The sequence below is a fragment of the Corallococcus praedator genome, assembly GCF_003612125.1.
Lineage (GTDB): Bacteria > Myxococcota > Myxococcia > Myxococcales > Myxococcaceae > Corallococcus > Corallococcus praedator.
Genome location: NZ_RAWI01000342.1, coordinates 1 through 10,111, shown reverse-complemented (window position 1 = coordinate 10,111; position 10,111 = coordinate 1). Strand labels below are relative to the sequence as shown.

At 70.7% G+C, this 10,111-nt stretch carries 11 protein-coding genes; 9 read left to right on the top strand and 2 right to left on the bottom strand.

Going from position 1 to position 10,111, the window contains the following annotated elements; genetic code table 11:
- The 7 genes from D7Y13_RS31695 to D7Y13_RS31665 form a co-directional block, all read left to right on the top strand.
- Positions 1 to 1,910 (top strand): ATP-binding protein (locus D7Y13_RS31695; RefSeq protein ID WP_500683187.1); only part of this gene is annotated, 1,910 nt, incomplete at its 5' end.
- Between the two features lie 28 nt (positions 1,911 to 1,938).
- Positions 1,939 to 2,595, top strand: coding sequence for a 2-hydroxychromene-2-carboxylate isomerase (locus D7Y13_RS31690; protein WP_120585665.1), 657 nt, complete (start codon positions 1,939 to 1,941; stop codon positions 2,593 to 2,595).
- A 21-nt stretch (positions 2,596 to 2,616) separates the two neighbouring features.
- A complete protein-coding gene (locus tag D7Y13_RS31685) occupies positions 2,617 to 3,267 on the top strand; it encodes a hypothetical protein (RefSeq protein WP_120585664.1) in 651 nt (216 codons plus the stop codon).
- 72 nt (positions 3,268 to 3,339) lie between these two features.
- Entirely contained in the window at positions 3,340 to 4,536 is a 1,197-nt protein-coding gene (locus D7Y13_RS31680) for an acetyl-CoA C-acetyltransferase (protein WP_120585663.1), read from the top strand.
- 45 nt (positions 4,537 to 4,581) lie between these two features.
- Complete coding sequence (locus D7Y13_RS31675; protein ID WP_014399195.1) at positions 4,582 to 4,797, top strand: hypothetical protein; 216 nt, start codon at positions 4,582 to 4,584, stop codon at positions 4,795 to 4,797.
- Between the two features lie 184 nt (positions 4,798 to 4,981).
- Positions 4,982 to 5,179: a hypothetical protein gene (locus D7Y13_RS31670; protein ID WP_120535321.1), complete on the top strand. Its 198-nt coding sequence runs from the start codon at positions 4,982 to 4,984 to the stop codon at positions 5,177 to 5,179.
- A 133-nt stretch (positions 5,180 to 5,312) separates the two neighbouring features.
- Positions 5,313 to 6,047: a DUF1751 domain-containing protein gene (locus D7Y13_RS31665; protein WP_120535322.1), complete on the top strand. Its 735-nt coding sequence runs from the start codon at positions 5,313 to 5,315 to the stop codon at positions 6,045 to 6,047.
- Between the two features lie 70 nt (positions 6,048 to 6,117).
- Here the strand turns inward: D7Y13_RS31665 and D7Y13_RS31660 are convergent, their stop codons facing one another.
- Positions 6,118 to 7,758 (bottom strand): sigma-54-dependent Fis family transcriptional regulator, encoded by a 1,641-nt coding sequence (locus D7Y13_RS31660; protein WP_120535323.1) that lies wholly within the window; start codon positions 7,756 to 7,758, stop codon positions 6,118 to 6,120.
- Positions 7,759 to 7,903: 145 nt separating this feature from the next.
- Here D7Y13_RS31660 and D7Y13_RS31655 point away from each other — a divergent pair, with 145 nt between their 5' ends.
- Both D7Y13_RS31655 and D7Y13_RS31650 read left to right on the top strand, forming a co-directional pair.
- A complete protein-coding gene (locus tag D7Y13_RS31655; protein WP_120535325.1) occupies positions 7,904 to 8,779 on the top strand; it encodes a DODA-type extradiol aromatic ring-opening family dioxygenase in 876 nt (291 codons plus the stop codon).
- A 34-nt stretch (positions 8,780 to 8,813) separates the two neighbouring features.
- Entirely contained in the window at positions 8,814 to 9,443 is a 630-nt protein-coding gene (locus D7Y13_RS31650; RefSeq protein WP_120535324.1) for a YceI family protein, read from the top strand.
- Positions 9,444 to 9,557: 114 nt separating this feature from the next.
- Here the strand turns inward: D7Y13_RS31650 and D7Y13_RS31645 are convergent.
- Positions 9,558 to 10,111, bottom strand: a 554-nt coding sequence (locus D7Y13_RS31645) for a DUF6982 domain-containing protein (RefSeq protein ID WP_439329246.1), incomplete at its 5' end; no start/stop codon positions are given.

Genomic DNA, 10,111 nt, shown 5'->3' with positions numbered 1-10,111 from the left:
GCGTCCAGGAGGCGGTGCTGGTGCGGCTCGCCAGCGCGCCCCCGGAGCAGGTGGCGCTGCTGCGCAAGCTCGCGCCCGCGGGCCGCATGCTGGACCTGCCGCTGGTGCGCTCGCTGGCGGGGCTGCCGGAGGCGGAGCTGTTCGCGGTGCTGGACGGCATCGTGGAGCGGCAGTTCCTCCAGGACGTGGAGGGCCGGTACGTCTTCACGCACGACACCGTGCACCAGACCGTCTACGACAGCACGCCGGAGATGGATCGCCGCGGGCACCACGGCCTCGTGGCGCGGGCGCTCCAGGCGCTGCCCGCGGGACGCGCCGGGCTGGTGCGCGCGGTGGGCTGGCACTACGCGCGCTCGGACGCGCCCGCGGAGGCCATCCAGCCGCTCCTGGAGGCGGGCAAGGCGGCCATCGAGGCGGAGGCGCTGCTGGAGGCCACGTTGCTCCTGAAGGAAGCGGCGGGGCTGTTGGAGTCCGCGCCGGACTTCCCGGGGCGTCTGGACCAGCTGATCCGCACGTGGGTGTCGCTGGTGGAGGTGGGCTACTCCAGCGACCCGCCGACGTCGGTGGCGTACGCGGAGCGCCTCTTCGCGTATTGGGAGTCCACCGTGGACGTGGCGTCCGGACGTCGCGAGGCGGCCCAGCGGCTGGCCTCCGCGCGCACGGCCACGCCGGAGGAGCGCGAGGAGCTGCTCTGCCCGCTGTTCCGCGAGGTGTCGGCGGGCGAGCGCATGCTGCCGGTGGATGTCTTCTGGAAGCGCTCGGAGCTTCAAATCCTCCAGGCCATGTCGCTGGCCATCCTGGGACGCACCCGGGAGATGGAGACGCTCATCGCGAGCGCGTCCGCCGAGCACCCGGAGGATTCGCCCTACCTCGCCGGGCTGTCCATCGCCCGCGCGACGCTGAGCGCGTACACCGGCCGCTGGTCGGGAGGCGTGTCCGAGCAGCGCAAGCAGGTGACGCGGCTGCGCGACTTCCGGGACGCGGTGGGGCGTCCGCCCCGGCGGCTGGCGTGGGCGCTGGGCATGGGCGGCTACCTGCTCAACGTGAACCTGGCCCTGCGCGGCGAGGCGCTGGACGAGGACGTGCTGCGCGACGGGCTCGCGGTGGCGGAGGCCCACGGCTTCACCGACGTGCGCGCCTACCACCTCTTCGCGAAGGTGACGCGCGCGGCCTTCACCGGGGATGGCGCCGCGTTCGCGCCGGCCCTGGCGCAGAAGGCGGAGCTCATCCGCAGGCTGGGCAGCCCCCGGCTGATGGAGCGCAACCTGGCCCTCTTCACGCCGCCGTACTACCTGGAGCGCGGCGAGCACGAGCTGGTCGCCGCGGTGGTGGCGCGCGGCGAGGCCCTGGCGCGGGTGCTGCCCCAGGACCGCTGGCTGCAGGCCCACGTGCAGGTGTACCAGGCGTGCCGCGACGTGCTCTTCGAGGACGCGGCCGCCGCGCGCGAGTCGCTGCCCCGAGCCCTGGAGGCCGCGCGTCAGGGCGGCCTGCGAATGGAGACGCTGGTGCACGTGTACCAGGCGCGCTTCGAGCGCGACCAGGGCCGGCTGCCCGCCGCGCTCGCCGCCGCGCAGACGGCGCTCTCCCGCGCGTTGGATCCGGTGCTCGCCAACCCGTGGGATGAAATCCTGGCCCGCCGCGCGCTGGCGCCGCTGGTGCCCCAGGCGGAAGGGGACGCGCACCTGCGCCACGCGCTCATCCTGGCGGAGGCCACCGGCAACGTGCTGCAGATGGGGCTCGTCTACCTGCAACACGCGGAGCGGCACGGCACGCACGAGCAGGTGATGCTGGAGCTGGAGATCGCCGAGCGGGCCTTTGGCAACGCGAAGGCCACGCACCTCCAGTCGCTCGCCAGTTCCCTGCGCGGCCCGCTGTCGCGCCAGTTGGAAGAGCTCAAGCGAAGCGCCTGACAGGCGGTGTCCTGGGTAGGATGGCCCCATGGCCCCCTCCCCCCTGCGCTTCTGCCTGGACTACCTGTCCCCGTACGCCTACCTCGCCTGGCTGCGGATGCCCGCCCTCGCGGCGCGCCACGGCCGCACGCTGGAGCCCGTGCCGGTGCTGCTCGCGGGGCTGCTCAACGCCGTAGGCTCCGTGGGGCCCGCGGAGATTCCCGCCAAGCGCGTCTACGTCTTCAAGCAGACCTTCCGCATCGCGCACGAGCAGGGCGCTCCCTTCACCCTGCCGCCCTCGCACCCGTTCAACCCGCTCTTGTCCCTGCGCGTGACGGCCGCGGTGGACGACGTGGAGGCCCGGACGAAGCTCGTCACCGCGCTCTACTCGGCGGCCTGGGGCGAGGGCCGGGGCATCGAGACGCCGGAGCAGGTGGGCGCGGTGCTGGAAGAGGCCGGCTTCGACGCGAAGGCGCTGCTTGCCCGGGCGGTGACGCCGGAGGTGAAGGACCGCGTGCGCAGGAACACCGACGAGGCGCTGGCCCTGGGCACCTTCGGCGTGCCCTCCGTGCTGGTGGACGGGGAGATGTTCTGGGGCGTGGACTCGCTGGGCCACCTGGAGCGCTACCTGGAGGGGCGCGACCCGCTCACCCCGGAGGCGCTGGCGCGCTGGCAGCACCTGCCCTCCACCGCGTCGCGCCGCTAAAGCACCGAAGGCCCCCGGTCCATGAACGTCCTCGGTCAGCTGGGATTCGTCGTCGCGAGCCTCGTGCTCGCGGGCGTGCTGCTGTTCCTCAACTTCTGGCGCACGCTGCTCTTCCTCTTCCCCGGCACCGTCCGCATCGAACCGGAGGCCCCCGCCGACCAGATGGACCTGCCGGAGGCGCTCGCGCCCCTCGAAGGACAGCTCCAGGCGCTGGGCTTCACCCCCCTGGGCAGCCACGAGGAGAAGCCGCTCCTCCAGAAGGCCACCCGCTCCTACGACTGGGCCCACCCCGGCGAGCGCGTCTTCGCGACCCTGTACCTGGGCAGGGACGACCTGCCCCGCCTCTACCTGCTCACCCCCCTGGCCTCCGGGGGCTTCGTCGTCACCGCCGGCTACCGGCGCCCCGCGTTGGACCTGCCCGGCTACCGCTCCGGCTCCCTGGAGGGGGCCTCCCCCGAGCGCCTGTTTCGCGCACATGTGCGCCGACTGGACGGGTTGGACCGGGCGGAGCCGGGCGCCTTCACCTGGGAGGGCCGGGTGCAGGCCGGGCGGTCCTGGTACCAGGGCCTTGGCCGCAAGGAAATCCGCCGGCAGAACCTCCAGGGGTTGTTGTGGACGGCCATCGCGCTTGCCATCGTCGCGGGCGCCTTCCTGGGCAGGCGCGCGGGCTGAGGCCGCCCCTGCATTTTCCCCGTCACGTCATGCGTGCACCGCGCGCCCCGGAAGAGTAGGGAGACGAGCACCATGAAGAGCGTGTCCAAGAACGAGGAAATCTACTTCCTGTCCGGCAAGCGCACCCCGTTCGGTACCTACGGTGGGAGCCTCAAGGACCTGAGCGCCACCGACCTGGCCGTGGAGTCCGCGAAGGCGGCCCTGGCCCAGGCGGGCGTGTCCCCGGAACTGATTGAGCATGTGGTGTACGGCAACGTCGTCCAGACGAGCTCGGACGCCATCTACCTGCCGCGCCACGTGGGCCTGCGCACGGGCGTGCCCGTCCCGGTGCCCGCCCTGGGCGTCAACCGGCTGTGCGGCTCCGGCTTCCAGGCGTTCGTCACCGCCGCGGAGATGATGCTGACCGGCGGCGCCGAGTGCGTGCTCGCGGGCGGCACCGAGTCCATGAGCCAGGCGCCCCACGTCATCCGCGGCGCGCGCTGGGGCCTGCCCCTGGGCAAGGGCGGCCTGGAGGACATGCTCTGGACGGCCCTGACGGACAGCTACACCGGCCAGGCCATGGCGCTCACCGCCGAGCAGCTCGCGGTGGACTACGGCCTCACCCAGGACGACGTGGACCAGTACGCCGTGCTCACCCAGAAGCGCTTCGCCGCCGCGCAGGAAGCCGGCCGCCTGGGGGACGAAATCGCCCCGGTGACGCTCAAGGGCAAGAAGGGCGACACGGTGGTGGCGAAGGACGAGCACAACCGTCCGGAGACCACCGTGGAGACCCTGCGCAAGCTGCCCAAGGTCTTCAAGAAGGACGGCGTGGTGCACGCGGGCGCCGCCAGCGGCATCTGCGACGGCGCCGGCAGCATGGTGATGGCCACGCGCACCTTCGTGGAGAAGCACGGCCTGAAGCCGGTGGCGCGGCTCGTCAACTGGGGCGTGTCCGGGTGCGACCCGAAGATCATGGGCATTGGCCCGGCGCCGGCCATCCGGAATCTGCTCAAGCGCGCGGACGCGAAGCTGTCCGACGTGGACCTCTTCGAGGTCAACGAGGCCTTCGCGCCCCAGTACCTGGCGGTGGAGAAGGAGCTGGGCCTGCCACGCGACGCCACCAACGTCAACGGCGGCGCCATCGCCGTGGGCCACCCGCTGGGGGCCTCCGGGGCGCGCATCACCATGACGCTGGCCTACGAGCTCAAGCGTCGGGGCGCTCGCTATGGTATCGGCTCTGCCTGCATTGGTGGCGGCCAGGGCATCGCCGTGCTGGTCGAGGCGCTCTAGGCGCCAGCTGGGGACGGGGCAGACGACTTCCGGATGGGACGTGAGATGAGCAACGAGGTGGACGCGAAGACGGCCCGCGAGCGGGCGAAGGCCATCGCCGAGCAGCGCCGCGCCGAGCGCCGCAACCGCAAGCGCCGCTGCGTGGTGTGTGGCGTGGAAGAGAGCGACAAGACGCCCCTGACGGCCCACCCCGAAGGCATCGGTCCCGCCTGCAAGGACGAGGTGACGTGTCAGGCCCGCCGCGCCGCCGCGGGTCGCTGACAGCCATGCCGCCGTCCCCCGCCACCTCGAGTGTTGGCGGGAGGACGGTGGCTTCAGCCTCACCCCGGAGGCCCAGGGGGCGGACCCCTCGGCTCAGCGCCGGGCCGGATTGTCGGGCCCGTTTCTTGATGGCGCCCGCGACTCGGGGTAAACGTTCGTAATCTCTGGTGACACGAGGGTTGGAATGGGCGTTATCAGCTTCACGGGAGTCAAGGTGTTCTCCACCACGCTCGCGCGCGATCGCGAGAACATGGGCGAGAACATCACCAAGTGGCTGAAGGAGAACTCCGGCGTGGACATCGTGGACAAGATCGTCACGCAGTCCTCGGACAAGGAGTTTCACTGTCTGACCATCACGCTCTTCTACCGCCACAAGGTCTGAGTCCCGCGACCGGCGCGTGAAGGTGGATGGAGGTGAGGGCGCTTCTCCCTGGAGACATCAGGGTGGGGCGCCCTTCATCGTTTCTGCGATTGGGGTTGCGGACCGGGCGGTGTTCCACCACCTTTGGGCCTCTATGCGACCCATGCGGGGCTTCAACAGGGGCGGAGGCGGCGGCTTTGGCGGCGGCTTCGTCGGCCTGGAATCGATGGCCGCCAAGCTGGCGGTGGCGCTGGTGGCCTTCTCCGCGCTGTTCCTGGCGACGCGCGGCGGGCAGGGCGTGCTGCTGCTGCTCAACCCCACGGACGTGCTGCGCGGCCGCGTGTGGGAGTTGTTCACCTACGCGTTCATCGCGCCGGACCCGCTGGGCATCATCTTCGGCGGCATCATCATCTGGTCCATTGGCGGCTTCCTGGAGTCCACCTGGGGCTCGCGGCGCCTGCTGATGGCGTCGGTGGGCATCACGGTGTTCGCGGGCCTGCTCACGGTGCTGCTGGCGCTGGTGATGCCCATGGCGAGCGCCTACGCCGGTGGCTCGGTGATGACCACGGTGCTCTGGGTGGCGTACGGGCTCGTCATCGGACGGGGGCAGGCGAACTTCTGGGGCATCCCGCTGACGGGCAACTGGTTCGCGGCCATTGGCGCGGGCTTCACCGTGCTGCGGCTGCTCACCGCGCCGTCCTGGCAGTTCCTGGCGCCGGAGCTGTTCAGCCTGGTGCTGGTGTTCGCCTACGTGCGCGGCGCGAGCCCCAAGCGGCTCATGCTCCACCTGCAGCACTGGCGGCTGCAGCGCCAGCTGCGCGACCGCTCCAAGCACCTGCGCGTGGTGGGCAAGGAGCGCCCGCCCGACCGCGACCAGTTCCTCAACTGAACCGCCTTCGTTGCGTCGTGACACGGGCCTGCTGACGCGAAAGCGTCGGTGGGCCCGTTCGCTTTCGTGGCTAGTGCGCGGCCTCCGGGTGCCCGTACTGCTTGAGCTTGCGGTAGAGCGTGGCCACGCCGATGTCCAACTGCTCCGCGGTGCGCGAGCGGTTGCCGCCGTTCTGGGCCAGCACCGCGAGGATGTAGTCCTTCTCCATGTCCTCCAGGCGGCGCGGGCTGCCGGTGGGGACCATGCTGGGGGGCGCGGCGCGCACCTCCTCGGGCAGGTCCTCGCGCTCCACGCGGGGGCCCTCGCACAGCACCACCGCGCGTTCGATGGCGTTGCCCAGCTCGCGCACGTTGCCCGGCCAGGGGTAGCGCAGGAGCTGATCCGCGGCGTCCGGGGACAGGCCGCTCACGCGGCGACCCAGGCGCTCACCGGCCTCCGCCAGCAGCAGCCGGGCCAGGGGGAGGATGTCCTCCTTGCGCTCGCGCAGGGGCGGGATGCGCAGCTCGATGACGCGCAGCCGGTAGAAGAGGTCCTGGCGGAAGTGGCCCAGGCGCACCTCCTCGGTCAGCTCGCGGTTGGTGGCGGCCACCACGCGCACGTCCACCTTGCGGCTGAGGTTCTCACCCACGCGCCGCACCTCGCGCTCCTGGAGGACGCGCAACAGCTTGGCCTGCATTGCGGGGGGCACCTCGCCCACCTCGTCCAGGAAGAGGGTGCCGCCATGGGCCGCTTCGAAGAGGCCGGGCCGGTCGTGCGTTGCGCCGGTGAAGGCGCCCTTCGCGTGACCGAACAGCTCGCTCTCCAGCAGGCTCTCCGTCACCGCGGCGCAGTTGACCGCGATGAAGGCCTTGTGGGCGCGGCCGGACTCGTCGTGGATGAGCCGGGCGATTCTCTCCTTGCCCACGCCGCTCTCGCCGGTGACGAGGATGGTGGTGTCCACCTTCGCCGAGCGCCGGGCCAGGTTGAGCACCTTCTGCATGGCGTCCGCGCGCGCCACCATGCCCGCCGGGTCCTCCGCCACGCCGGACACCCGCGCCAGCGACTGGCGCTTCGCGCGCAGCTTGCGCTCCGCCTGCCGCAAGGCCTCCGTCACCTGCCCGAGCACGCCCTCCATGCACTGCGTCTCATAGAAGCGCATCACCTCCGCGCACTCGGTGCTCCACTCCTCCGCGGGCCGGCCCACAATCTGGCAGAGGGCGTCCCCCTTGCCGACGCACTTCATCTCCGCGCAATAGATGGGCTTGCCGTTGCAGTAGCTCAGGTAGCCGGACGCGAAGCCGGTGAGGCTCCAGCACACCGGTTGATCCGCCTGGCCCAGGTGGAGCAGGTGCTGCTCGGCTTCATAGGAGTCACGCCACTGCGCCTCGGCGAAGGGCTCCGGCCCGTCCTTCTCCGTCCGTTCGATGCGCTCCACGCGCACCTGGCCCATCAGCGTGTGCAGTCGTCCCCCGGCGCGGCGCCACTCGGACTCGTCCGTCCACGGCACCGCCGTGCGCATCGCTTCCGCCGTGCGCCAGCCGTGCGCGTAGCCCAGCCGCGTGAAGATGCCGCGCGCCGCCGTCATCCCCATCATCCCGACGATCTCCGTGCGCAGGAGCCCCAGCGCCACCGGATCCATCAGCAGCGCCCGCTGCCCGGCGAAGTGGATGACGCCACCCTTCGGCTCGAACGCCAGCAGCTCCCTCAGGTCCAGCCCTTCCAGCCCGGCCACGTTGACTCCCCAATCCGTTCAGACTGAGGGGGTTCTCTATCATTCTGAGAGTGCTTTTGCAGGGGCGGAATTTGAAGCCCTGTGATTCCAGTGGCTTGGCGTGTCAGGTGCGGTGGTCCTAGGGTTGCATTGGAAGGTGCTCACGATGGGTACCGGGGTGGACAGACGCGAAGTGCTGCAGGGTGTGGCGGCCGCCGGGGTGGCGGGTGTGATGGGCAGCGGGCCCACGGTCGCCCGGCAGGTGGCGCCGGCGCTCTTCGTGTCGCACGGCTCGCCCATGACGGCGCTGGACTCGGACGAATACCCGCAGGCGCTCAAGCGTTTTGGCGAGGGCGTGGGCCCGGTGAAGGCGCTGGTGGTGGTGTCCGCGCACTGGGAGACGGACGCGCGCGTGCATGTCACGGCGATGGCCGCGCCGCCGCTCGTGTATGACTTCCATGGCTTCCCGGAGGAGATGTACCGGCTGCGCTATCCGGCGCCCGGCGCGCCGGACCTGTCCGCGGACGTGGTGGCGAGGCTGACGGCGGCGGGCGTACCCGCGGTGGCGGAGACCGAGCGCGGATTGGATCATGGCGTCTGGGTTCCCTTGCGGCATGCCTTCCCGGAGGCGCGCGTGCCCGTCATCCAGGTGGCGTTGCCGGCGGATGCCACCCCCTCGGCGGTGGCGAAGATGGGCGAGGCTTTGCGCCCGCTGCGCGCGGACGGCGTGCTACTGATGGGCAGCGGCGGGGTGGTCCACAACCTGCGCCGGGTGAATTTCAGATCCAAGCTGGCGTCCGTGGAGCCATGGGCCGCCGAGTTCGATGCGTGGGTCGCCGGAAAACTTGCCGCACGTGATTTCGTCGGGCTTCAGTCGTGGGGGGACGCACCGAATGCGCGGGTCGCGCATCCATCTCCCGAGCACTGGTTGCCCATCTACTTCGTCCTCGGAGCCGCCCTCGCCGAGGACCGTCTCACCCCGGTGTTCGAGGGTTTCCATCACGGAACCTTGTCCATGCGCAGCTTCGCGCTGCGCGCTTGAACCTCGCAGTCCGCAGTCTCCAGGAGTCCACACCATGAAGATGTCCCTGAAGTCCGCCATCGCCCTGATTGCCGTCGCCGCCCCCTCGTTCGCCTTCGCGACCACGTGGGAGCTGGACTCGTCGCACTCCAGCGCGCAGTTCGGCGTGAAGCACATGATGGTGTCCACCGTGCGTGGCGCCTTCAGCAACGTGAAGGGCACCATCAACATCGATGACAAGGACATCACCAAGTCCACCATCGAGACCACCATCGACGCGACCACCATCAACACCAACGAGCCCAAGCGCGACGAGCACCTGAAGAGCCCGGACTTCTTCGACACGGCGAAGTTCCCGACCATCACCTTCAAGTCGACGAAGGTCGCGAAGGCCGGCAAGGACAAGCTGAAGGTCTCGGGCGACCTGACGATGCACGGCGTGACGAAGCCCGTGGTGCTGGACGTGGACGGCCCGACGGCCGAGTCGAAGGATCCGTGGGGCAACGTGCGCCGTGGCGCCACGGCGACCACGAAGATCAAGCGCAGCGACTTCGGCCTGACCTGGAACAAGGCGCTGGAGACGGGCGGCTTCGCGGTGGGCGACGAGGTCACCATCACGCTCGACCTGGAGGCCACGAAGAAGGCCGACGCGGCGGCGGCTCCGGCGGCCAAGGACACGAAGTAGTCGTCCTCTCACCGACCCTTTGCGGACGGTGAAATGAAGAGAGGGGCCTCGTCACCGAGGCCCCTCTTTTTTTGTGCGCGAAGCGTGGGGGCGGGGGGGGCCCGCCCCGGGGCACTAGCCTTCGGCGACGGCCTGCACGCTGGCGCGGTAGATGAAGATGCGCGCGGTGTTGGTGCGGTTGTCGGCGGGGACGACGAAGAAGCCCGGCGTGGGGCCCTTGAAGTCCTGGGAGAAGCCGGCGACCTGGCGACCGTCGTTGAAGGTGACGCGAATCTTGGAGCCCTCCGCCTGGGGCTGACGCGCGCCCGCGGCGAGCATGAAGAAGATGGCCTTCACGCGCTTGCCGGGGATGCGCTCGGGGGCGAAGCCGCTCTGCTGCTCCAGGGAGATGGTGTCCTCGAGCAGGTCCGCGTCGCGGATGGTGCCGCGCTTCACTTGGCCTTCGACGGTGTGGATGATGACGCGGTGTTCACCCTCCACGAAGGAGTGGGTGGAGCCCGCGAGCACCGCCGCGTGCGCATCGAAGAGCGCGTCCTCGGTGGGGCGCAGGTGGTTGGTGGACGGTGCGCCCATCGCCACCGGCGTCGCGGGGACCGCGCTCCGCGGGGCCGCGCTCGCCGGGATGGCGGAAGGCACCGCCCGGGCCGGGATGAGGGACAGGGCCGGAG